Here is a 21,048-nt window from a genome sequence, read left to right on the forward strand (position 1 = left end):
CCGGCGTCAGGCCTTTGCCATCAGCCCTTGAGCCAGGGGCGCGGCCCGCCGATGACATGAACGTGCAGGTGGTGCACCTCCTGCCCGCCCTGCTCGCCGGTGTTGATGACGATGCGGTAGCCCCCTTGCGGATAGGGCTCGCAACCCTGTTCCAGCGCCAGCTTGGGCGCCAGCGTCATGATGCGGCCCATCAGGCCGGCGTCGGCCTCGGTGAGCGAGGCCATGGAGGGAATGTGGCGCTTGGGGATGATCAGGAAATGCACGGGCGCCCACGGCGAAATGTCGTGGAAAGCAAACAGTTCGTCATCCTCGTACACCTTGCGGGAAGAAATTTCGCCAGCGGCGATCTTGCAGAAGATGCAATCCGGATGCTTGTCCATGGGGATTTTCTGAGTGTCTGTCATCCGCGCATTATCGGACAGGTTCATGACAAGTTGTCACAAACCTGTATCGCAGCATTCACACACCCACCGGGCGGTTGTCGTTCATGGCGACCATGCCGCGCACGATGCGGTACAGGAACCAGATGGACACGATCGCCCAGGCCAGCATGCCCGGCAGCAACAACAGCAGGAACAGCGGGCTGGTCACCACGTACAGCACACCGGCCCACACCACGGAACGGATGCGCCAGGAGAAATGGCTTTCCTGCCAGGTGCCCGCGGCATCATCCTTCTTGACCAGATCGATCACGAACGCCACGATCAGCAGCGCGATACTGACCTGGAAACCCGGCACCACGGCCGCCACGGCCACGATCAGGTGCAGCAGGTAGCTGATCCAGCCCACGGTCTTCAGACCTTCGGCACGCTGCAGCGCGGCGCTGTCGGCCTGGGCCGCGGCCGAGCCGAAGCCGGTGCCGTTGGGCAGCTGCTGGCGGGTTTCGCGGGCTTTCACGTCGATCACATCATTCATCTCGCGCCTCCGTGCGGATTGCTCCGCCTGTTGCGCCCGCAACCGTGCGGGCTAGCCAGCCGGACGGCTGGCCTTCTCTTCAATGCCACTGATCCCCTCGCGGCGTGCAAGTTCCGCGACGACATCTTCCGGCCTCAGACCATAGTGCGTGAGTGCGACCATGGTGTGAAACCACAGGTCGGCCACTTCGTACACCAGCTTGGACTTGTCCGCGCCGGCATCCACGTCCTTGGCTGCCATCACCGTTTCGGTGGCCTCCTCGCCGATCTTCTTGAGAAAGGCATCGGGCCCCTTGTGCAACAGCCTGGCCACGTAGCTGGTTTCGGGATTCCCACCGCTGGATGGCAGGCGCGATTCCAGCACATCGGCCACGCGTGCGAGGATTTCGGTGGAGATCATCATCTCTGCCCCTTACTTGTAGATGGTTTCCGGGTCTTTCAAGACCGGATCGACGGCCTGCCACTGGCCATTTTGCAAGCTCTGGTAAAAGCAGCTGTGGCGGCCGGTGTGGCAGGCAATGCCGGGCTCGTGCCCGGTCTGCGTGATCTTGAGCAGCACCACGTCGTTGTCGCAATCGAGGCGGATGGCGTGCACGGTCTGCACGTGGCCGCTCTCTTCGCCCTTGAACCAGAGCTTGTTGCGCGAGCGGCTGAAATACACCGCGCGGCCCAGCTCGGCCGTTTTCTGCAGCGCTTCGCGGTTCATCCAGGCGAACATCATCACGTCGCCACTCGAGGCTTCCTGGGCAATCACCGGCACCAGGCCGCTGGCGTCCCATTGCACGGCGTCCAGCCAGTCGATCGGGTTTGTCATCGAAGAAATCCTTTGTGAAATCGGCAGGATCCGGCTCCGTCTGGCGGGCCGGCGCCGGGGCGTTGCCCCTGCGGAGAATCAGAGGCGCACGGGAATGCCGCGTGCCCGCAGATGCTCCTTGGCCTGCTGCACGGTGTATTCGCCGTAGTGGAAGATACTGGCAGCCAGCACGGCATCGGCACCGCCCTGCTGCACGCCGTCGGCCAGATGGTCGAGGTTGCCCACACCGCCCGAGGCGATCACCGGCACGTTGACGGCATCGCTGACCGCGCGTGTCAGTTCCAGGTCGAAACCGCTCTTGGTGCCGTCGCGGTCCATGCTGGTGAGCAGGATTTCGCCGGCACCGTAGTCGGCCATCTGGCGCGCCCAGGTGACGGCATCCAGATCGGTGTTCTTGCGACCGCCATGGCTGTAGACGTCCCAGCCCTGGCCGCGCGCGGCGATGTCTTCGGGAGCAACGCGGCGCTTGGCATCGATCGCCACCACGATGCACTGGGAACCGTAGCGGCCGGAGGTTTCGCGGATGACGTCCGGATTGGCAATGGCGGCCGAGTTGAAGCTGGTCTTGTCGGCGCCGGCGTTGAGCAGGCGGCGCACATCGTCCACCGTGCGCACGCCGCCGCCCACCGTCAGCGGAATGAAGACCTGGCTGGCCACGTCCTCGATGATGTGCAGGATCAGGTCGCGGCCATCGCTGGTAGCGGTGATGTCGAGAAACGTGAGCTCATCAGCGCCCTGCTCGTTGTAGCGCGCGGCAATTTCCACTGGATCGCCGGCATCGCGCAGTTCAACGAAATTGACGCCCTTGACCACGCGGCCACCGGTAACGTCCAGACAGGGAATGATGCGTTTGGCTAACATGCGTCGATTGTAGCGGCAGCTTTTGGCGTAGCGGCCTGCAGGCCCTGCGCCGGTGTGGGATAGCGCAGCACCAGACCCAGTTCGCGCTTGAGGCGGCGGTTGTGCAGGCGGCGCGATTCCTGCATGAAGCTCAGCAGTGTGGCCGGCAGTTGCTCTCGGGCCTGCTCCAGCGGCAGACGCGGCGGGCGCGGCAGGCCGTACAGGTCGGCAGCCAGGTCGAAATAATCGCCCATGCGGCTGCAGGAGTCGTCGTTGGCGTTGTAGACGCGCTGGGGGGCTCCCTTCCACAAGGCGCGCAGACAGGCGCGTGCCAGGTCATCGGCGTGGATGTGATTGGTGAATACATCGTCCTGCTGCACCAGCACCGGGGTGCCGCGCAACAGGCGCTCGCGCGGCGTGCCTCCTTCGCGGTCGGGCGCGTAGATGCCGGGGATGCGCAGGATGCACACCGCCGGCAGGCCCATGCCGGCGCAGCCCCACTGGCGCAAGGCCTGCTCGGCATCCACGCGGCGCCGGGCGCGCGCCGTGAGGGGAGCACAGGGAGCCGTTTCATCCGTCCATTGCCCGCCACGATTGCCGTAGACACCACTGGTGCTGCCGTAGATCACGCGTCGTGGCAGGCGTCCGCGTCGCAATGCGCCAATCAGCGCGCGCGTGCGCGGGTCGGCATCGGGCGACTCCGCGCCGGGGGGCGCCAGGTGCAGCAGGCTGTGTGCGAGACCGGCCAGGCGGTGCAGCGTGGCCGGCGCATCCAGGTTGCCGGACAGCACGCGGATGCCGGCGGCGCGCAGCATGGCAGCACGCTCCGGGGTGCTGTTCAGGGCCAGCACCTGCATGCGCTGCGTGTCCAGCTTGCGCACCACGCGCATGCCCACATCGCCACAGCCGACGATCAGCAGACGATGGCGGCGAAAGCGCGCCGGCAAGGCGCGGGAACGGACTCGGAAGATCATGAAACAGGCCCTGGAAACCCTGCTGGCCATGGGCTGGCGGCGCAGACGTTAAGCGTGGAGTCATCAGTCCGGGAGATAATACCGGCAATTGTTTCAGGATTGCAGGAGAGCGATTTTCATGGGTTATCAGGTCAATGTGCAGCCGAGCGGTCGGCAGTTTGAGGTGCTGGATGGCGAAACAGTGCTCGAGGCGGGCATCCGCCAGGGAATCGGCCTGCCCTACGGCTGCAAGGACGGCGCCTGCGGCTCATGCAAGTGCAAGAAGATCAGTGGCAACGTGGAGCACAAGCCCTACCAGCCGAGCGCACTGAGCGAGGATGAGGCTGCACAGGGTTTCGTGCTGACCTGCCGCGCGGTTCCGGGCAGCGATCTGGTGCTGGAATCGCGCCAGGTCACTTCCGAAGGCGCCTATCCGGTACGCAAGATGCCGGTGCGCGTGCTGGGCATGGAACAGCTCTCGAGCGACGTGATGCGTCTGACGCTGCAACTGCCGGCCAATGCACCGATGCAGTTCCATGCCGGCCAGTATCTGGATTTTCTGCTGGCCGACGGCCAGCGCCGCAGCTACTCGATGGCAACGGCACCACACCAGGTCGACCCGAACAAGCCGCAGGTGGAACTGCACGTGCGCCACATGCCGGGCGGCAAGTTCACCGATCACGTGTTCTCGGCCATGAAGGAAAAGGAAATCCTGCGCGTCGAAGGCCCGTTCGGCAGCTTCTTCCTGCGCGACAACAGCGCCGGCCCGGTGCTGTTCCTGGCCTCGGGCACGGGTTTTGCACCCATCAAGGCCATTCTCGAGCACATGACCCACACCGGCAACCAGCGCAAGGTGTTCCTCTACTGGGGTGCCCGTCGCCCGGTGGACATCTACATGCACCAGTGGATGCTGGACTACTGCGCGGCACACCCCAACGTCAGCTACGTGCCGGTGGTGTCCGACGCACTGCCGGAAGACGTGTGGGAAGGCAAGCGCGGCCTCGCGCTGAACCAGATGCTGCAGGATCACCCCGACATGAGCAGCTACCAGCTCTACGCCTGTGGCGTGCCCGCCATGGTGCATGCGGCCCATGCGCAGTGCGTGGGCAAGGCGCAGCTGCCGGAAGACTCCTTCTTCGCTGACGCTTTCACCTCGCTGAAAGACAAGACGGCACAAACTGCCACATCGGCCTGATGACGAACGGGCGCGCCGCCGCCGTTTACGCGGCGCGCGTCATGCCGATAGCTCCACCAGCCGGATGCGGTTGCCATCCGGGTCAAGCAGGTAGAGCATGCGCAACATATGCATGCTGCCCTTGCGGATCACCGGGCCCTCTACCGGAGAACGGCCGGCTGCCTGTATGCGCGCCCGGACATAGTCCAGCGGATAGCGCGAAAGAAAATACAGGTCCTGCGCCAGCGTTCCCGGAACACGACGCAACCGGGTGCGACGGATACGGCCGGCCTCCCGGGAAGAGGCCATGCTGATGGTTTCATCCCTGATCAGCAGCACATCGCAGGACCTGGCGACCCCACCCTCCCGCGACCGCACGGACTCCTCCTGGTCCGCTTGCCGCGGCACATACCGCAGTCCGACGACGTTCGTGTAGAAGTCGATCGACTGTTCGATATTGGTGGTGCAGATATATTGGGCGAGCATGACCTGTCCTGTGCATGCACAGTTTAGGCCCAAGCCCCCAAGAAATGAGGGCTTGCGCTCGTGCCACGCTCACAAAGCGTGAACTATGCAACATACATGCAAACGCATGCTGCCTGACGTTGCCGTTCAGCGAATTGCGCCGTCTTACTCGCCGAGATACGCAGCACGCACGCGCGGGTCGTTCAGCATCTGCTGTGCGTCGCCCGCCATGGTCAGAATGCCGGACTCCATTACATAGCCGCGGTCGGCAATACCGAGCGCGCGGCTGGCATTCTGCTCCACCAGCATCATGGTCACGCCCTGCTTGTAGACTTCTTCCACCACCTCGAAGATCTTGTCGACCATGATGGGCGACAGGCCCATGGAGGGTTCATCGAGCAGCAGCAGCTTGGGTTGCGCCATCAGGCCGCGCGCCATGGCCAGCATCTGCTGTTCGCCCCCTGACATGGTGCCTGCCAGTTGCGAGCGACGCTCCTTCAGGCGCGGAAACAGCGCGAACATGCGCTCGATGTCCTGCGCGATGCCTGCCTTGTCGTCGCGGATGAAGGCGCCCATCTGCAGGTTCTCGACGATGGTCATGCGCGTGAAGATGCCACGGCCTTCCGGAATCATCACCAGGCCTTCCCTGACCATGTCCCAGGCGCCCCGGCCCTTGATGCTCTTGCCGAGAAAGGCAATGTCCCCGGCTTTGATCGGCAGCAGGCCGGTGATCGCCTTCATCGTGGTGGTCTTGCCGGCACCGTTGGAGCCGATCAGCGAAACCAGCTCGCCCTCGCGCACCTCGAAATCCACGCCCTTGACGGCGTTGATGCCACCGTAGGCCACTTCCAGGCCGCTTACTTTCAACAATACATTTGCCATCTTGCTTGCCTCAGTGGTGGCCTGTGCCCAGGTATGCCTCGATCACTTTTTCGTTCTTCTGCACTTCGGCAGGGGTGCCCTCGGCAATCGGCTTGCCGTAATCCAGCACCGTCACACGGTCGCACAGGCCCATCACCAGCTTGACGTCATGCTCGATCAGCAGGATGGTGCGGTTGTCCTTGCGGATGCGGTCGATCAGCTCGCGCAGTTGCACCTTTTCGGTGGCGTTCATGCCGGCCGCCGGTTCGTCCAGCGCGATCAGCTTGGGTTCGGTGGCCAGGGCGCGTGCGATCTCGAGGCGGCGCTGGTCGCCGTAGCTCAGGGTTCGGGCGCGGAAATTGGCATATTTGCCGATGCCGACATAGTCGAGCAGCTCCTGCGCACGCTGGCGGATGGCGGCCTCCTCGGCCTTGAAGGCGGGCGTCTTGAAGATGGCGCCGATCACGCCCGAGCGTGTACGGATGTGGCGCCCGACCATCACGTTCTCGAGTGCCGTCATTTCGGCAAACAGGCGGATGTTCTGGAAGGTGCGCGCGATGCCCGCCTGCGCCACCTTGTGCACGGCCGTCGGCTCGTAGGGCTTGCCGCCGAGCTCGAAGCTGCCGCTGTCAGGCGTGTACAGCCCCGTCAGCACGTTGAAGAAAGTGGTCTTTCCGGCACCGTTGGGACCGATCAGACCGTAGACCTGGCCCTGCTCGATGTGCATGTGCACATCGCTCAGTGCCTGCAGGCCGCCGAAGCGCTTGGAAACGTTCTTGACGTTGAGAATGGTAGTACCCATGATGAATGCTGCGCTCCGGCTTCAGGGGTTGACGGTGTCCTGGCGGACTTCGATGGTGCCGGGAATCGCATCCGAGGGTGAATCCACGCCGGGCGGGTTCTGCTGGGCCGTGTCGGGGCGAATGTGGTCAGCCTGACTGTCGGCCTGCGACTTGCCCTGGCCGTGTTCGGGCGAGGGCCACAGGCCACGCGGGCGCAGCAGCATCACGGAGATCATGGCAAGCGCAATCAGCAGCTGGCGCAGGATGGCGGGGTCGAGTCGGCCATCGGTCATGGCCTGCAGCGGGTGCGCCACGTAGCGCAGCACTTCGGGCAATGCGGACAGCAGCACGGCACCCAGAATCACGCCCGGCAGATGGCCCAGGCCGCCCAGCACCACCATGGCCACGATCATCACCGACTCCATCAGGCTGAAGGATTCGGGCGACACGAAACCCTGGAAGCTGGCAAACATGGCACCGGAAATACCGCCGAAGGTGGCGCCCATGCCGAAGGCCAGCAGCTTCAGGTTGCGCGTATTCAAGCCCATGGCCTGCGCCGCTGTCTGGTCTTCACGGATGGCCATCCAGGCGCGGCCGATACGGGAGTCCTGCAGGCGATAGCAGATGATAACGGTAAATACCACCAGGATCAGGAACAGGTAGTAGTACAGCGAGACCGACTCGATGGTGAAGCCGCCGATCTTGAGCGACTTGGACAGCGGATAGCCGAACACCGTCACGGGGTCGATCTGGCCGATGCCCTTGGGACCATTGGTGATATTGACCGGTGCATCCAGGTTGTTCATGAAAATGCGGATGATCTCGCCGAAGCCCAGCGTCACGATGGCCAGATAGTCACCGCGCAGCTTGAGCAGCGGGTAACCCAGCAGCACGCCGACCAGACCGGCCAGCGCAGCCGCGATCGGAATCACCGCCCAGAGCGGCAGATGCATGCCGTTGGGAAAGCTCGCCGCAATGGCCGGGAAGGTCTCGATCAGGTGCGGCGAAGCGAGCAGGCCGAACAGATAGGCCCCTACCGCATAGAAAGCGACATAGCCCAGGTCCAGCAGGCCGGCGTAGCCGACCACGATGTTCAGGCCCAGCGCCAGCATGATGTACAGCAGCGCGAGGTCGGCAATGCGTACCCAGGCGTTGCCGAAATACTGCAGGACCAGCGGCAGCACGAGCATGCCCAGCGCCGCCAGCAGGAAAACAACCAGTTTGTTCTTGGAAGATGCCATGGTGCTCTCCTTCGTGATCAGGCGCGGTCCGCCACACGCTCACCCAGCAGGCCGGAGGGGCGCAGCGTCAGGATCACGATCAGCACGATGAAGGCCAGGATGTCGGTGTAGTTGCTGCCCAGCACGCCACCGGTGAGCGCGCCCAGATAGCCGGAGCCGATCGATTCGATCAGGCCCAGCAGCATGCCGCCGATCACAGCGCCAGCCAGGTTGCCGATGCCGCCGAAAACGGCTGCCGTGAAGGCCTTCAGACCCGGCAGGAAGCCCATGGTGTGCTGCACGGTGCCATAGTTGGCCGCGTACATCACGCCGGCAATGGCTGCCAGCACGGCACCGATGATGAAGGTGGCGGAAATCACCGTATCGGGCTTCACGCCCATCAGCGAGGCCACACGCGGGTTCTCGGCCGTGGCGCGCATGGCCCGGCCCAGCTTGGTTGCATTGACCAGATACATCAGCGCAGCCAGCGAGATGGCCGTTACCGCCAGTGCCGCGATCTGCGTCACGGTGATCACGGCGCCCCCCACCTGGAACGGCGTGGAGGACAGCAGCGTGGGATAGGCCTTGTAGTTCGGCTTCCAGATGATCATGGCCAGCGTCTGCAGCAGGATGCTCATGCCGATGGCGGTGATCAGCGGAGCCAGGCGCGGACTGTTGCGCAACGGCCGGTAGGCAACTTTCTCGATCGTGAAGTTGAGCACCGCCGCCACGATGCAGGCGATGACCATCGAGATGAGCAGGATCAGCCAGCCGGGTGTATCGGGCATGCTGCCCTGCATCAGTCCGATGATGGTCCAGCTGGTGAGAGCGCCGATCATCAGCACTTCGCCGTGCGCAAAATTGATGAGGTTGATGATGCCGTACACCATGGTGTAGCCAAGGGCTACCAGGGCATACATGCTGCCGAGGACGAGACCGTTGATGATCTGCTGCAGCAAGATTTCCATACGTTGTGACTCCGTGTCTGTCCCTGGCTGTAGCCCTGGAAGACTGCTATTGATTGTGGCATGCGCCTGCCTTGTGGGACGGCGCCGTCCTGCTGAAACAGGAGACGGCAAATTCACCGATATGGCAGTTTGTTAACCCCTCTGTTCCGGTGGGGCGATTGTAGCGACTGGACACGAAATGCAACCAATTGAATTTCAAGGGTTTGCCCTAGAAAAATAGGACGGTCACACACTTTTCACAACGGAATGCGGCACTTCTCACACATTGGCATTCACCGGGTTTCACCCTGCCCTGCTTGCCAGGCCTGGTCCAGATCACGCAAATCCGCCAGTTTGGCCGCGATTTTCGCCTCCAGTCCGCGCGGCGTGGGCTGGTACCAGCCTGGGTTTGGGTCGAGCGCATCGGGAAAATAGGTTTCCCCGGCCGCGTAGGCCTCCGGCTCGTCGTGCGCATAGCGGTAGGCCTTGCCATAGCCCAGTTCCTTCATCAGGCGCGTGGGGGCGTTGCGCAAATGCACCGGCACCGGATCGGAGCCGTGCTGGCGCACGAAGGCGCGCGCCGTGTTGTAGGCCTGGTAGCCGGCGTTGCTCTTGGGCGCCACGGCCAGGTAGATCAGGGCCTGGGCGAGCGCCAGTTCGCCTTCCGGCGAGCCGAGCCGCTCGTAGGTGGCGGCTGCCTCGTTGGCCAGCTGCATGGCGCGCGGGTCGGCCAGGCCGATGTCTTCCCAGGCCATGCGCACGATGCGACGCGCCAGGTAGCGGGCATCCGCCCCGCCGTCAAGCATGCGGCAGAACCAGTAGAGCGAGGCATCCGGATCGGAGCCACGCACCGACTTGTGCATGGCGGAGATCTGGTCGTAGAACTGGTCACCACCCTTGTCGAAACGGCGGGCGTTGAGCGCCAGCGTCTGCTGCAGAAAGGCGGTGTCGACCTTGTGGATGCCGCTGGCCTGTGCCGCGGTATGCGTCTGCTCCAGCAGGTTCAGCATCCGGCGGGCATCGCCGTCGGCGTAGCCGGCCAGCACCTCGATGGCACCCTCCTCCAGCTCCAGCCCCGGCAGTGCCGCCTGGGCCCGGTGCGCCAGTTCGCGCAGTTCATCCGCATTCAGGGCCTGCAGCACATAGACCTGGGCACGCGAGAGCAGCGCCGAATTCACTTCGAAGGACGGGTTTTCGGTGGTGGCGCCAATAAAGACCACCAGCCCCGATTCCACGAAAGGCAGCAAGGCATCCTGCTGGCTCTTGTTGAACCGGTGGATCTCGTCCACGAACAGAATGGTCTTGCGCCCCAGCGCCACGTTGCGCTCGGCACGCTCAATGGCGGCGCGGATATCCTTCACGCCGCTGAACACCGCCGAAAGCGCGATGAAATCGTAATCGAAGGCATTTGCCGTTAGACGCGCCAGCGTCGTCTTTCCCACACCCGGCGGGCCCCACAGGATCATGGAATGGGGTTTGCCGGAGGCAAAGGCCAGTTGCAGCGGCTTGCCCGGGCCGAGCAGATGCTGCTGGCCCACCACTTCCTGCAGCGACTGGGGGCGCAGCAGTTCGGCCAGGGGGGCGCCCGGAGCGGTGCGCCGGGAGTCGGGCTGGTCGCCCGACGCGGGAAGCGGCAGATCGCCGAACAGGTCACTCATGGCCTGCATATTACCCAATGCACCCGGCCAATTCCGCCCTCAGGACGCAAAAAGGCCGACTTGCGGCGGCCGGTACCCGTGATTGCAGGGCTTATTGCTTCAGCACATCGGCACCAGCCGGCACCTTGAACTTGAAACTCACCTTAGACGGCACGGTGGACACGAAGTTGCCGAAGGTCATCACCGAACGCTGGCCGAAGCTGTCCAGGATTTCCAGCTTGCGCAGTTGCTTGCCGTCAAAGCCGATCATCACGTTCTGCAGCTGTCCGTCCTTGTCCTTGGGCGTGGCCTTGACCCACTCCAGCTTGTCCTTGACCGGCACGGCCTCCAGCGTGAAGCGCTGCTTCAGCGATTCGATGCTGGTAGCCGAGGCCACCAGCGCGGCCGGAGTGGAATCCAGCACCTTGGACTGGCTGCGCTGCGTCACCTGGTTCAGGTCGGCATCGTACATCCACAGCGTCTTGCCGTCGGCGACGATGGTCTGTTTGAAGGGACGGCTGTAGTCGAAACGGAACTGGTTCGGTCGCTTGAAGGCGAACGTGCCGGTGCTCTGCTTGCCGGCACCCGGCTTGTTGGCATTGCTCACCACCTGGGTGAAGTCGGCGTAACCGGCACGCGTACTCTTGATGTAGCTGTCCAGCGTGGCCAGGCTGTCGGCATGGGCAGCGCCGGAGAAGGCCAGCAGGCTCACGGCCAGTACCGAAGCGGCATTGGCCGCCAGAGTCTTGCGATGCGGAATACGGGACACGGAAGTTGTCATTTCTGCTCCTTGCGATAAGGGTTCAGCAGCTGTGCAGCCTGTTTCGGCCTGCCTGCCAGGCCCTGAACGGATCGGCCATGGCTCGCTGCGACAAGGCCAGTGTAGGGGGTGGTGGCAGCCGTACCGTATCCTTGGCGACCGAATTTGCTACCAGCCCCGAAAAATGTAACAGACGCGGCCCGCCACCCTCTGAAGACCGTGCAAACCCCGAAAGTTGTTACACAAGAATTGCAGCAAACTGACAACAACCCTGCGCCAGCAGGCTCTTGTTGACCGTGCCGCATCTGCCGGTGCGATGCGGCACGAGCCGGTCATTCCTCGCGGTTCGGCACCAGAATGTCACGCTGGCCGCTGGTGGACAGGCTGCTGACCAGGCCCGCGCGCTCCATGTCCTCCAGCAGGCGCGCGGCACGGTTGTAGCCGATGCGCAGTTCGCGCTGCACCAGCGAAATACTGGCCTTGCGCTTCTTGAGCACCACCTCGACCGCCTGGTCGTACATGGGGTCCTGCTCGTTGCCGCCGCCCTCGCCGCCGGCATCATCGTCGCCATCGACGGTGCCACCTTCGAGCACGCCCTCGATGTAGTTGGGGCCGCCCTTTTCCTTCAGGAAGGTCACCACGCGATGCACCTCGTCATCGCTGACGAAGGCGCCATGCACGCGTGTGGGCGTGCCGTGGCCGGCAGGCAGGTACAGCATGTCGCCCAGGCCCAGCAGGCTTTCGGCGCCCATCTGGTCGAGAATGGTACGGCTGTCCACCTTGCTGGAAACCTGGAAGGCGATACGCGTCGGAATGTTGGCCTTGATCAGACCGGTGATCACGTCCACGCTGGGACGCTGGGTCGCCAGGATCAGGTGAATGCCGGCCGCACGCGCCTTCTGCGCCAGGCGGGCAATCAGTTCCTCGATCTTCTTGCCCACCACCATCATCAGGTCGGCCAGTTCGTCGATCACCACCACGATGTGCGGCAGTTTCTCCAGCGGCTCGGGCGATTCGGGCGTGAGGCTGAACGGGTTGGGGATCAGTTCCTCGCGGGCACGCGCATCCTCGATCTTGGCGTTGAAGCCGGCCAGGTTGCGCACCCCCACCTTGCTCATCAGCTTATAGCGGCGCTCCATCTCGCCCACGCACCAGTTCAGGCCATGGGCCGCCTGGCGCATGTCGGTCACGACCGGTGCGATCAGGTGCGGGATGCCCTCGTAGACCGACATCTCCAGCATCTTGGGGTCGATCATGAGCAGGCGCACCTGTTCGGGCGAAGCCTTGTAGAGCAGGCTCAGGATCATGGCGTTGATCCCGACCGACTTGCCCGAACCGGTGGTACCGGCCACCATCACGTGGGGCATCTTGGCCAGATCGGCCACCACCGGGTTGCCGACGATGTCCTTGCCCAGCCCCATGGTCAGCAGCGACTTGCCTTCATGATAGGCGTTGGAACCCAGCACCTCGCTCAGGTGGATGGTCTGGCGGCGCGCGTTGGGCAGTTCCAGCGCCATCAGGTTCTTGCCGGGAATGTTCTCGATCACGCGGATCGACGCCAGGCTGAGCGAACGCGACAGATCCTTGGCCAGGTTGACGATCTGCACGCCCTTGACGCCGGTGGCCGGCTCGATCTCGTAGCGCGTGACGACCGGGCCGGGCTTGGCGGCGACCACACGCACTTCCACGCCGAAGTCCTTGAGCTTCTTCTCGATCAGGCGGCTGGTCATTTCCAGCGTTTCGTGCGGGATCGATTCGCGGCTGGCCGGCGCCTCGTCCAGCAGGCTGATCTGCGGCAGATGGCTATCGGGCATGTCGGTGAACAGCGGCTTCTGGCGCTCCTTGGCCACACGCACGCTGGGCTCGACGGAGGTCGGCCGGGCCGGCGGCTCCACCACCAGCGGAATCGGGTGCTTTTCCTGCGTGTGCACGCGCTCCTGCTCGACCTGCTCCTCGCGCTGGCGCGCCGCCTCCTGCCCTGCTGCCACATCGGCGGCCACTTCACGGCGTTCGCGGGCCGCGCTCATGCGCTGGTCGATGAAGGCACCCACCGACTGCGCCACACGGCCCCAGGAAAAGCGGAAGACCCAGGACAGCGACAACAACAGCAACACGATGCCGACCACTCCGGAGCCGAGAAAGCCCAGCGCCAGCATGGAAGCCGGACCGGTGAACGCCCCCAGCATGCCGCCGGCACCGCCCGGGAGACTGGCCGCCGAGCCGTACAGGCGCGACCACTCCAGGCCGGTACATACGGCCATCAGCACGAACAGCGACAGCCACCAGAGCAGGCGTCCATCCATCCAGCCGAACCAGCGCGCACGCCAGCCCGGTGCAGCCTGCCCCTGGGCGGCCATCGCCTGCCGGGGCACCTCGCCCCGCATCCAGGAGCGCAGCAGGCGCAGCCAGACGCCGGCAAACGCGGCAAACAGCATCCACACGCTGCGGCCGAACAGGAAGTAGCTGATGTCGGACACCCAGGCTCCAACCGGACCCAGCCAGTTATCGGTGTAGTCGCGGGTGCCGGTGGTGCTCCAGGCAGGATCGGCCACATCATGGCTGATCATGGCCGCCAGCCAGAACAGCAGCAGAAGCATTCCCACGAACAGCGCACTTTCCTGGCTGAAGCGACGGAACAGGGCCGGCACCAGCGGCTTCTCGACGGGAGCCGGCGCGGGAGTCTGGGAATTGCGGATCAGATAGGACATGTCACTCGGAAAACTCATTCAACCGTATGGGCCTGCGTGGTCAGCAGGAAGGTGCCGTCACCGCGATCCACCACGGTGCCGTCATCCTCGAAATGCTTCATCACCCGGCTCACCATCTCGCGCGAGGCGCCGACCATCTTGGCGACGTCCTGGCGCGACACCTTTTGCCTGAGAATGAGCTGACCCTCGGCATCGGGCTGGGCCATTTCGAGCAGCACCGTATGCACGCGGCCATAGACATCCATCAGGGCCAGCGACTCGATCTGCTTGTCGGCGCGGCGCAGGCGGCGCACCAGGCCGCGCATCACGGCATCGGCCATGGAGGCGTTCTCGTGCAGGCAGCGCAGGAAGGTTTCGCGGTTGAGCGTGAGCACGTCGGTCTGCACTTCGGCACGCACGGTGGCGGAATGGGGTTCGCCGTCGATCAGGCTCATCTCGCCGATGCAGTCGCCCACCTCGAGCGTGGCCATGATGACTTCGCGGCCGCGCGCATCCTGCGACAGCACGCGGACCTTGCCGGACAGGATCATGAACAGGGTGCCGGAAATCTTGCCCTGCTCCACGATGTTTTCACCGCGCTTGAAGCGCTTCTTGTCGACGCTGGCGTACAGAATGCTCGACTGGCCAGCGGTCAGATCGCTGAACAGCGGCACACGCCGAATCAGGTCCAGATTGGACACAATAGCCATAGCTGCACCTCCTTGCGAATAGCGACTGGCCGGATTCCCATATTCTGCACTAATAAGAAGGCGTAACCGGATGATTTTTCTATCTCGCAAAACGCGCGCCTGTCGCACCCTGCCGCAATCGCCTGCCTCGTGCGCCAGCCCCGTGATCTCCGGTGCAAGGCGCAGACAAGGGGACGCTGCTATATTAGTCAGCCTGTCAAAGTCACTACCGATCCATCACCATGAGCACCACCCAACACGCCAAAGTCCTGATTCTCGGTTCCGGCCCTGCCGGCTATTCGGCCGCCGTCTATGCTGCCCGTGCCAACCTGAAGCCTCTGCTGATCACCGGCATGGCCCAGGGTGGCCAGCTGATGACCACCACCGAAGTCGACAACTGGCCGGCCGATGTGGACGGCGTGCAGGGCCCTGAACTGATGCAGCGCTTCCAGGCCCATGCCGAGCGCTTCAACACGCAGATCGTGTTCGACCATATCAACAAGGTCGAACTGACGCAGCGTCCGTTCACACTGACCGGCGACAGCGGCACCTATACCTGTGATGCGCTGATCATTGCCACCGGCGCCTCGGCCAAGTACCTGGGCCTGCCCTCCGAAGAAGCCTTCATGGGCAAGGGCGTGAGCGCCTGCGCCACCTGCGACGGCTTCTTCTACCGCGACCAGGACGTATGCGTGGTGGGCGGCGGCAACACCGCCGTGGAGGAGGCGCTCTACCTGAGCAACATCGCGCGCAAGGTCACCCTGATCCACCGCCGCGACAGCTTCCGCGCCGAACCCATCATGGTCGACAAGCTGATGGAAAAGGTCCAGTCCGGCAAGATCGAACTCAAGCTGTTTGCCACCCTGGACGAAGTGCTGGGCGACGCAAAAGGCGTGAACGCCGTGCGCATCAGGAGCACCAGGGATGGCAGCACGGAGGACATTCCGGTGATGGGCTGCTTCATCGCCATTGGCCATGCGCCCAACACCGAGATTTTCAACGGCCAGCTCGACATGGAGAACGGCTACCTGCGCACCAAGGGCGGACAGAACGGCTTTGCCACGCAGACCAGCGTGCCGGGCGTGTTTGCAGCCGGCGACGTGCAGGACTACATCTACCGCCAGGCCATTACGAGTGCCGGCACCGGCTGCATGGCGGCGCTGGATGCGCAGCGCTTCCTGGAAGAGCACGCCTGATTTTCATCCGGCCAATGCGGGTGCAGATCCGAAGCCTGGCCCCGCGCTGGCACCGATGTGGCCACGACGCTGCAGGCACCGGCGGTTTTTCACCGCACGGTCTTTTCTGCGAGCCAGAAATCCCATATAATCCAAGGCTTTGCTGAATCTGCTCCTTGCAGCAGGCCCGGCAAAAAAAGCAATCGACCGTCTGCAATAGCGTGCATGCAGGTTTTCTTGACCGGCATGCTCCGCAGGCGAGGTGCAGCTTCGGCCAGCGTTGTCGGGGCTGTTGATTCCAACAAACCAGTAAAGGAGTGCTCTTCATGGCACGCAAATGTGAAGTTACGGGCAAGGGCCCGCAGGTGGGCAACCATGTGTCCCACGCCAACAACAAGACCAAGCGTCGTTTCCTGCCCAACCTGCAGTCCCGCCGCTTCTGGATCGAGAGCGAGAACCGCTGGGTGCGCCTGCGTGTTTCCAGCGCTGCCCTGCGCCTGATCGACAAGAATGGCATCGAATCCGTGCTCGCCGACATGCGCGCCCGCGGCCAGGCCTGATCCACTCCATTACTGACTGAAAGGAATTCACCATGGCATCCAAAGGCGGACGCGAAAAAATCAAGCTGGAATCCACGGCCGGCACGGGCCACTTCTACACCACCAGCAAGAACAAGAAAACCATGCCCGAGAAAATGTCGATCATGAAGTTCGACCCCAAGGCTCGCAAGCATGTGGAATACAAGGAAGTCAAGCTGAAGTAATTCGGCCCCTTCCCTGCACAAAAACCGCCTGGCAATCGCCCGGCGGTTTTTTATGCCCTGCGGCTTTGCAACGCAGGAAGAAACGGGGGGCAGTCGCTTGCGCGGCTGCCCCTTTGCGCAAGCCTCAGGTCTTCTGCCAGACGGCGGCGAAGAAGCCGTCGGTGCCATGCAGGTCGGGCCACATGCGCAGGTAGCGCCCCGCCTCGACCGCGCCGCTGGCCGGGCTGCACAGTGTGGCTGCGTCCGGCACCTTGAGCTGCGTGAGCAGTTCGGCCACATTGAGCGGACGGAAAGCCGGGTTGGCCACGCCAAAGGCATCGGCGATCACCTCGTTCTCCATCGGCAGGACGCTGCAGGTGGCATAGACCAGACGGCCGCCCGGCTTGAGCAGGCGCGCGGCGCTGGCGAGGATAGCCGTCTGTTTGAGGGCAAACTCGCGCACGGTATCAGGATCCTGGCGCCACTTGAGTGCCGGGTTGCGACGCAGCGTGCCCAGCCCCGAACAGGGAGCATCGACCAGCACGCGGTCGATCTTGCCGGCCAGACGCTTGATGCGCTCGTCACGCTCGTGCGCAATGGCCGCCGGGTGCACATTGCTCAGGCCGCTGCGCGCGAGGCGCGGCTTGAGGTTTTCCAGGCGATGGGCGGAGACGTCGAAGGCATAGAGGCGGCCGGTGTTGCGCATGCTGGCACCGATCGCCAGCGTCTTGCCGCCGGCACCGGCGCAGAAATCGACCACCATTTCGCCGCGACGGGCGTCCAGCAGCAGAGCCAGCAGCTGCGAGCCTTCGTCCTGAATCTCGATGGCACCCTGCTTAAACAGCTCCAGACGCGTGAGCGCCGGCTTGCCCTGCAGGCGCAGGCCCCAGGGGGTCCAGGGCGTTGACTGGCTCGCGAGGCCCTCGGCATTGAGCGCCTTCTGCACATCGGCACGCTTGGCCTTCAGGGTGTTCACGCGCAGGTCCAGCGGGGCCGGCTGCAAAAAGCTCTCGGCCACGGCCATGAAACGCTCGCCCAGCTGGGCTTCCAGTTCGGTAGCCAGCCATTGCGGCAGGTTGTGCCGGTGCACCGGCAGCAGTTCGCTGTCCTGCACGGCGTCGCAGGCCTTGAGCCAGTCCTTTTCCTGCGCGCTCAGGGCGCCGGCGAGCAGGTCACGGTCGGCGGCAAAGCCGAGGATGGCGAGGCGCCGCTCCTTCGGGCCGCTGCCGCTGCGGGCCAGCATTTCGAAGCGGGCCTTGTACCGCAGCACGGCGAAGACGGTTTCTGCCAGAGTGCCGCGCTCGCGCTGGCCAAGCTGGCGGTTTTCACGGAAATAGCGCGACACGATGGCGTCGGCAGGATGGTCGAATCGCAGGACCTGAGCCAGCAATGCGGCACAATGGTCCAGAAGGGCTTTGGGATGCATAACTTGCTATTTTCTCATGCCCTGCAGTGCCGCGGAATGCCCCCGGCTGATTCCCGGGCGGGCGTCTGGCTGCGGATTGCCCCCTTTCTGATCTGACGCAAGAACTGCCATGCCCCACACCGCCCCCTCCTGTCCTGATGCCGCGGATTTCGCTCCTGGCCAAGCCGTGGCCGTCATCACCACCATTGACGATGGGGAGCAGGCCCGTGCGATGGCACGCGCGCTGGTGGAGCGGCGTCTTGCGGCCTGCGTGCAGATCAGCACCATCGAAAGCGTGTACCGATGGGACGGCGCGGTGGTGGCCGGACAGGAATGGCGACTGAGTTGCAAGACGCGCGGGGCCTTGTGCAGGCGACTGCAGGAGGCGATCCGCGCGCTGCACAGCTACGACGTGCCCGAGCTGCATGTGGAACGGCTGCATGCCGTCGATCCGGCCTATGCGCAGTGGCTGCAGGCGGAAACGGCTGCCGCCTGATTCAGCGGATGGCTTCGCCCAGCGCCTTGCGCAGCGCCTCGGGCGCGCCGAACAGATAGCTGTCCATCTGCAGCGAGCCGATCTGTTCACCCGGCAGGCGCAGGGACTGGCCCGGCCCATCACCTTCGGCAGCACCCCAGGCGAACATCAGCGGCAGCAGGTGCTCATCGGTGGGATGGCTGCGTTCCGCGGAAGGTGCCCGTGCCCGGTAATCGATCAGGGCGGCGGTGTCGCCCTGCTCCAGTGTGTCGGTCATCCACTGGACGAACGCGGCCACATAGCCGGTATCGTCGCTGCCGCCGAAGAAATCGCGCAGATTGTGCGTCAGGCTGCCGGAACCGATGATGAACACGCCCTGTTCGCGCAGCGACGCCAGCATGCGGCCGAGCGCATCGGCCTTTTCGGGCGTCAGGTGGCTGGGGAAGGACAGGTGCAGCACCGGCACATCGGCCTCGGGGTACAGGTGCATCAGCGGCACCCAAACGCCATGATCCAGGCCGGCCTCGGGTTCCAGTTGCAGCGGCACCTGGTGCGCCGCCAGCATACCGACCAGATGGTCCAGCAATTCTTTCGGCGCGCCCGGCGCCGGATACTGCAACTGGTAGAGCGCCTCAGGAAAACCGCCGAAATCATGGATGGTGGACGGCGCAGGATGGCTGCCGGCCTGCAGGTTGCGCGTCATCCAGTGCGGCGACAGCACCAGCACCGCGCGCGGGCGCGGCAGTGTCTGCCCCAGCGTGCGCAACGCGGCACCGGCCTGTCCCGGTTCCAGTGCAAACATCGGAGAGCCGTGCGATATGAACAGCGACGGGAAGACGGCGGAGCCGGACGACAGGGAGGCAGAATCGGACATGGAGCAACTCATCGCAGGCAAGGACGGGTCAGTCGCCAACGCTCAGTCCGCGTGCAGGGACGAAAGGGTTTCGAGCGCAGCAATATAGGCCGGCGTGCGCATCAGCACTTCCCACGGCAGTGCGGGCGACTGCGGCAGCAAGGCGCGGCGGCGCTCCTCGCTCACGTCGTTGAGCTCCCACTGGCCTTTCACCACCGCTTCGCTCACGCTGTCGAGCACCTGGTCCAGCACCTTGCCGCCGTCGAGGCTCTGGTTGCACAGCAGGGCCAGATCGCAGCCGGCGCGCAGGGCCGCCAGCACCGCCTCGGCATGGGTGAGCGACTGACCGCGGATCTGGCGTGCGCCCTGCATGCTCAAGTCGTCGCTGATGACGGCGCCATCGAAGCCGAACTGGCCGCGCAGGATGTCGTTGATCCAGCGGCTGCTGAAGCCGGCGGGCACGTCGTCCACCCTGGGATAGATCACATGGGCCGGCATCACGGCCGTCAGGGCGTTGTCGAGCCAGCCATAGGGCAGCGCATCGTCCTTGACGATGGCCTTGAGACCGCGCTTGTCGACGGGAATCGCCACATGCGAATCGGCCTTGACGTAGCCATGGCCGGGGAAATGCTTGCCGCAGTTGCCCATGCCGGCCTGCAGCAGGCCCAGCATCAAACTGCGCGCGAGCGAAGCCACCACGCGCGGATCACTGTCCAGCGCGCGATCGCCAATCACGCTGCTCTTGCCGTAGTCCAGATCGAGCACGGGGGTGAAGCTGAAATCGATGCCGCAGGCACGCAGCTCGGAGGCCAGCACATAGCCGCAGGCGGTGGCCGCACGCTGGGCCGCCAGCGCATGCTTGCCCAGGCGTGCCCTGCCGTCCTTGCCATTGCGCCACAACTGGCCCAGGGCGCGCATCGGCGGCAGCGGCGTGAAGCCGTCGGTGCGGAAACGCTGCACGCGGCCGCCTTCATGGTCGATGGCGATCAGCAGGTCGGGCCGCAGCGCCTTGATCTCGCTGCTCAGCGCAGTGATCTGCTCGCGGTCCTGCCAGTTGCGGCCGAAATAGATCACACCGCCCACCAGCGGATGTTGCAGGCGCTTGCGATCCACGGCGGTCAGGCGGGTACCGGCGATATCGATGATCAGGGGGGCGTGGTGCATGTCTGGCTGACTCTCTGGTAATCGGACTTGCGCCTATTGTGGCGCAAGGCAGAAGAAATCACCGCGCCGGGGGATTGTCAGGCGCGGTTTTTTCGACGACGACAAAGCTGGCGGCGTACTCGGATTCGTCCGTGATGCTGACATGGGCCTGCAATCCCTGTGCCTCGAACCATTGCTGCAACTGGCCATGCAGCACGATGTAGGGCTGGCCGCTGGGCCGGTTGAGGATTTCGCAGCGGCGCCATGTCATGGGCATGTGCATGCCCATGCAGATGGCCTTGCTGAAGGCTTCCTTGGCGGAAAAACGCGTCGCCAGGTAGCGCACGCCGCGGTCCGGCCAGCGCGCCTGGCGCTGGTGATAGACCTGCAGTTCTGACGGGCCCAGCACGGTCTCGGCAAAGCGCTCGCCGCGCCGCTCCAGCGTGGCGCGCAGGCGGCGGATGTCGCAGATGTCGTTGCCGATGCCGTAGATCATGCCCCTGCCCTCTTCG

24 protein-coding genes are annotated in these 21,048 nt (G+C 64.2%); 5 read left to right on the forward strand and 19 right to left on the reverse strand.

Annotated elements, in window-relative coordinates; translation table 11 throughout:
* Window positions 1-20 precede the first annotated feature (20 nt).
* From KKQ75_RS05860 to KKQ75_RS05885, 6 genes are all read right to left on the reverse strand, one after another.
* On the reverse strand, window positions 21-404 hold the full coding sequence (locus tag KKQ75_RS05860; RefSeq protein ID WP_434087720.1) for a histidine triad nucleotide-binding protein: 384 nt from the start codon (window positions 402-404) through the stop codon (window positions 21-23).
* Between the two features lie 55 nt (window positions 405-459).
* A complete protein-coding gene (locus KKQ75_RS05865) occupies window positions 460-915 on the reverse strand; it encodes a DUF4870 family protein (protein WP_250131012.1) in 456 nt (151 codons plus the stop codon).
* A gap of 51 nt (window positions 916-966) precedes the next feature.
* Entirely contained in the window at window positions 967-1,314 is a 348-nt protein-coding gene (locus KKQ75_RS05870) for a phosphoribosyl-ATP diphosphatase (RefSeq protein WP_213362694.1), read from the reverse strand.
* 12 nt (window positions 1,315-1,326) lie between these two features.
* Window positions 1,327-1,728, reverse strand: coding sequence for a phosphoribosyl-AMP cyclohydrolase (gene hisI, locus KKQ75_RS05875; protein WP_213360950.1), 402 nt, complete (start codon window positions 1,726-1,728; stop codon window positions 1,327-1,329).
* 78 nt (window positions 1,729-1,806) lie between these two features.
* The gene (hisF, locus tag KKQ75_RS05880) at window positions 1,807-2,589 is read right to left on the reverse strand and encodes an imidazole glycerol phosphate synthase subunit HisF (protein WP_213360952.1); all 783 of its coding nucleotides are present in this window, start codon (window positions 2,587-2,589) and stop codon (window positions 1,807-1,809) included.
* Window positions 2,583-3,542 (reverse strand): SDR family oxidoreductase, encoded by a 960-nt coding sequence (locus KKQ75_RS05885; protein WP_213360953.1) that lies wholly within the window; start codon window positions 3,540-3,542, stop codon window positions 2,583-2,585. Before KKQ75_RS05885 ends, hisF begins: the two co-directional genes overlap by 7 nt.
* Window positions 3,543-3,660: 118 nt before the next feature.
* On the opposite strand from KKQ75_RS05885, the gene KKQ75_RS05890 reads away from it, so the two are divergent.
* Complete coding sequence (locus KKQ75_RS05890) at window positions 3,661-4,716, forward strand: CDP-6-deoxy-delta-3,4-glucoseen reductase (protein ID WP_213360955.1); 1,056 nt, start codon at window positions 3,661-3,663, stop codon at window positions 4,714-4,716.
* 39 nt (window positions 4,717-4,755) lie between these two features.
* Here the strand turns inward: KKQ75_RS05890 and KKQ75_RS05895 are convergent, their stop codons facing one another.
* The 9 genes from KKQ75_RS05895 to KKQ75_RS05935 form a co-directional block, all read right to left on the reverse strand.
* Window positions 4,756-5,181, reverse strand: coding sequence for a VOC family protein (locus tag KKQ75_RS05895; RefSeq protein ID WP_213360956.1), 426 nt, complete (start codon window positions 5,179-5,181; stop codon window positions 4,756-4,758).
* Between the two features lie 144 nt (window positions 5,182-5,325).
* Window positions 5,326-6,042 (reverse strand): ABC transporter ATP-binding protein, encoded by a 717-nt coding sequence (locus KKQ75_RS05900; RefSeq protein WP_213360957.1) that lies wholly within the window; start codon window positions 6,040-6,042, stop codon window positions 5,326-5,328.
* A 10-nt stretch (window positions 6,043-6,052) separates the two neighbouring features.
* On the reverse strand, window positions 6,053-6,823 hold the full coding sequence (locus KKQ75_RS05905) for an ABC transporter ATP-binding protein (protein WP_213360958.1): 771 nt from the start codon (window positions 6,821-6,823) through the stop codon (window positions 6,053-6,055).
* A 21-nt stretch (window positions 6,824-6,844) separates the two neighbouring features.
* On the reverse strand, window positions 6,845-8,044 hold the full coding sequence (locus KKQ75_RS05910; protein ID WP_213360959.1) for an ABC transporter permease subunit: 1,200 nt from the start codon (window positions 8,042-8,044) through the stop codon (window positions 6,845-6,847).
* A 17-nt stretch (window positions 8,045-8,061) separates the two neighbouring features.
* Window positions 8,062-8,991 carry a branched-chain amino acid ABC transporter permease gene (locus tag KKQ75_RS05915; protein WP_213360960.1) on the reverse strand — a complete coding sequence of 310 codons (930 nt, stop codon included), beginning with the start codon at window positions 8,989-8,991 and terminating at the stop codon, window positions 8,062-8,064.
* A gap of 272 nt (window positions 8,992-9,263) precedes the next feature.
* Window positions 9,264-10,637, reverse strand: coding sequence for a replication-associated recombination protein A (locus KKQ75_RS05920; RefSeq protein ID WP_213360961.1), 1,374 nt, complete (start codon window positions 10,635-10,637; stop codon window positions 9,264-9,266).
* A gap of 82 nt (window positions 10,638-10,719) precedes the next feature.
* Window positions 10,720-11,388: an outer membrane lipoprotein chaperone LolA gene (gene lolA / locus KKQ75_RS05925; protein ID WP_213360963.1), complete on the reverse strand. Its 669-nt coding sequence runs from the start codon at window positions 11,386-11,388 to the stop codon at window positions 10,720-10,722.
* Window positions 11,389-11,699: 311 nt separating this feature from the next.
* Window positions 11,700-14,075 carry a DNA translocase FtsK gene (locus KKQ75_RS05930; RefSeq protein WP_213360965.1) on the reverse strand — a complete coding sequence of 792 codons (2,376 nt, stop codon included), beginning with the start codon at window positions 14,073-14,075 and terminating at the stop codon, window positions 11,700-11,702.
* Window positions 14,076-14,089: 14 nt separating this feature from the next.
* Window positions 14,090-14,764 carry a Crp/Fnr family transcriptional regulator gene (locus KKQ75_RS05935; protein ID WP_213360967.1) on the reverse strand — a complete coding sequence of 225 codons (675 nt, stop codon included), beginning with the start codon at window positions 14,762-14,764 and terminating at the stop codon, window positions 14,090-14,092.
* Between the two features lie 221 nt (window positions 14,765-14,985).
* Between KKQ75_RS05935 and trxB the strand changes: the two genes are divergently transcribed.
* From trxB to rpmG, 3 genes are all read left to right on the forward strand, one after another.
* Window positions 14,986-15,939: a thioredoxin-disulfide reductase gene (gene trxB / locus KKQ75_RS05940; RefSeq protein ID WP_213360969.1), complete on the forward strand. Its 954-nt coding sequence runs from the start codon at window positions 14,986-14,988 to the stop codon at window positions 15,937-15,939.
* A 305-nt stretch (window positions 15,940-16,244) separates the two neighbouring features.
* Window positions 16,245-16,478 (forward strand): 50S ribosomal protein L28, encoded by a 234-nt coding sequence (rpmB, locus tag KKQ75_RS05945; protein ID WP_213360970.1) that lies wholly within the window; start codon window positions 16,245-16,247, stop codon window positions 16,476-16,478.
* Window positions 16,479-16,510: 32 nt separating this feature from the next.
* Window positions 16,511-16,681, forward strand: coding sequence for a 50S ribosomal protein L33 (gene rpmG, locus KKQ75_RS05950; protein ID WP_091814280.1), 171 nt, complete (start codon window positions 16,511-16,513; stop codon window positions 16,679-16,681).
* 124 nt (window positions 16,682-16,805) lie between these two features.
* Here rpmG and KKQ75_RS05955 read toward each other — a convergent pair whose 3' ends face one another.
* Window positions 16,806-18,086, reverse strand: coding sequence for an RsmB/NOP family class I SAM-dependent RNA methyltransferase (locus KKQ75_RS05955; protein WP_213360971.1), 1,281 nt, complete (start codon window positions 18,084-18,086; stop codon window positions 16,806-16,808).
* Window positions 18,087-18,195: 109 nt separating this feature from the next.
* Between KKQ75_RS05955 and cutA the strand changes: the two genes are divergently transcribed.
* Window positions 18,196-18,561 carry a divalent-cation tolerance protein CutA gene (gene cutA / locus KKQ75_RS05960; RefSeq protein WP_213360972.1) on the forward strand — a complete coding sequence of 122 codons (366 nt, stop codon included), beginning with the start codon at window positions 18,196-18,198 and terminating at the stop codon, window positions 18,559-18,561.
* Window position 18,562: 1 nt separating this feature from the next.
* Here the strand turns inward: cutA and KKQ75_RS05965 are convergent, their stop codons facing one another.
* From KKQ75_RS05965 to acpS, 3 genes are read right to left on the reverse strand one after another with little or no spacing between them, the layout of a single operon-like run.
* Window positions 18,563-19,414, reverse strand: coding sequence for a dioxygenase family protein (locus KKQ75_RS05965; protein WP_213360973.1), 852 nt, complete (start codon window positions 19,412-19,414; stop codon window positions 18,563-18,565).
* 42 nt (window positions 19,415-19,456) lie between these two features.
* Window positions 19,457-20,557: a beta-N-acetylhexosaminidase gene (gene nagZ / locus KKQ75_RS05970; RefSeq protein WP_213360975.1), complete on the reverse strand. Its 1,101-nt coding sequence runs from the start codon at window positions 20,555-20,557 to the stop codon at window positions 19,457-19,459.
* Window positions 20,558-20,615: 58 nt separating this feature from the next.
* Entirely contained in the window at window positions 20,616-21,032 is a 417-nt protein-coding gene (gene acpS / locus KKQ75_RS05975; RefSeq protein ID WP_213360977.1) for a holo-ACP synthase, read from the reverse strand.
* Between the last annotated feature and the right edge of the window lie 16 nt (window positions 21,033-21,048).

This window comes from Brachymonas denitrificans (assembly GCF_907163135.1).
Lineage (GTDB): Bacteria > Pseudomonadota > Gammaproteobacteria > Burkholderiales > Burkholderiaceae_C > Brachymonas > Brachymonas denitrificans_A.

What these genes read in the sequence shown, in the direction of transcription:
- KKQ75_RS05860 (WP_434087720.1), bottom strand. Translation starts at nt 404, where the DNA reads ATGACAGACACTCAGAAAATCCCCATGGACAAGCATCCGGATTGCATC.
- KKQ75_RS05865 (WP_250131012.1), bottom strand. Translation starts at nt 915, where the DNA reads ATGAATGATGTGATCGACGTGAAAGCCCGCGAAACCCGCCAGCAGCTG.
- KKQ75_RS05870 (WP_213362694.1), bottom strand. Translation starts at nt 1,314, where the DNA reads ATGATCTCCACCGAAATCCTCGCACGCGTGGCCGATGTGCTGGAATCG.
- hisI (WP_213360950.1), bottom strand. Translation starts at nt 1,728, where the DNA reads ATGACAAACCCGATCGACTGGCTGGACGCCGTGCAATGGGACGCCAGC.
- hisF (WP_213360952.1), bottom strand. Translation starts at nt 2,589, where the DNA reads ATGTTAGCCAAACGCATCATTCCCTGTCTGGACGTTACCGGTGGCCGC.
- KKQ75_RS05885 (WP_213360953.1), bottom strand. Translation starts at nt 3,542, where the DNA reads ATGATCTTCCGAGTCCGTTCCCGCGCCTTGCCGGCGCGCTTTCGCCGC.
- KKQ75_RS05890 (WP_213360955.1), top strand. Translation starts at nt 3,661, where the DNA reads ATGGGTTATCAGGTCAATGTGCAGCCGAGCGGTCGGCAGTTTGAGGTG.
- KKQ75_RS05895 (WP_213360956.1), bottom strand. Translation starts at nt 5,181, where the DNA reads ATGCTCGCCCAATATATCTGCACCACCAATATCGAACAGTCGATCGAC.
- KKQ75_RS05900 (WP_213360957.1), bottom strand. Translation starts at nt 6,042, where the DNA reads ATGGCAAATGTATTGTTGAAAGTAAGCGGCCTGGAAGTGGCCTACGGT.
- KKQ75_RS05905 (WP_213360958.1), bottom strand. Translation starts at nt 6,823, where the DNA reads ATGGGTACTACCATTCTCAACGTCAAGAACGTTTCCAAGCGCTTCGGC.
- KKQ75_RS05910 (WP_213360959.1), bottom strand. Translation starts at nt 8,044, where the DNA reads ATGGCATCTTCCAAGAACAAACTGGTTGTTTTCCTGCTGGCGGCGCTG.
- KKQ75_RS05915 (WP_213360960.1), bottom strand. Translation starts at nt 8,991, where the DNA reads ATGGAAATCTTGCTGCAGCAGATCATCAACGGTCTCGTCCTCGGCAGC.
- KKQ75_RS05920 (WP_213360961.1), bottom strand. Translation starts at nt 10,637, where the DNA reads ATGCAGGCCATGAGTGACCTGTTCGGCGATCTGCCGCTTCCCGCGTCG.
- lolA (WP_213360963.1), bottom strand. Translation starts at nt 11,388, where the DNA reads ATGACAACTTCCGTGTCCCGTATTCCGCATCGCAAGACTCTGGCGGCC.
- KKQ75_RS05930 (WP_213360965.1), bottom strand. Translation starts at nt 14,075, where the DNA reads ATGTCCTATCTGATCCGCAATTCCCAGACTCCCGCGCCGGCTCCCGTC.
- KKQ75_RS05935 (WP_213360967.1), bottom strand. Translation starts at nt 14,764, where the DNA reads ATGGCTATTGTGTCCAATCTGGACCTGATTCGGCGTGTGCCGCTGTTC.
- trxB (WP_213360969.1), top strand. Translation starts at nt 14,986, where the DNA reads ATGAGCACCACCCAACACGCCAAAGTCCTGATTCTCGGTTCCGGCCCT.
- rpmB (WP_213360970.1), top strand. Translation starts at nt 16,245, where the DNA reads ATGGCACGCAAATGTGAAGTTACGGGCAAGGGCCCGCAGGTGGGCAAC.
- rpmG (WP_091814280.1), top strand. Translation starts at nt 16,511, where the DNA reads ATGGCATCCAAAGGCGGACGCGAAAAAATCAAGCTGGAATCCACGGCC.
- KKQ75_RS05955 (WP_213360971.1), bottom strand. Translation starts at nt 18,086, where the DNA reads ATGCATCCCAAAGCCCTTCTGGACCATTGTGCCGCATTGCTGGCTCAG.
- cutA (WP_213360972.1), top strand. Translation starts at nt 18,196, where the DNA reads ATGCCCCACACCGCCCCCTCCTGTCCTGATGCCGCGGATTTCGCTCCT.
- KKQ75_RS05965 (WP_213360973.1), bottom strand. Translation starts at nt 19,414, where the DNA reads ATGTCCGATTCTGCCTCCCTGTCGTCCGGCTCCGCCGTCTTCCCGTCG.
- nagZ (WP_213360975.1), bottom strand. Translation starts at nt 20,557, where the DNA reads ATGCACCACGCCCCCCTGATCATCGATATCGCCGGTACCCGCCTGACC.
- acpS (WP_213360977.1), bottom strand. Translation starts at nt 21,032, where the DNA reads ATGATCTACGGCATCGGCAACGACATCTGCGACATCCGCCGCCTGCGC.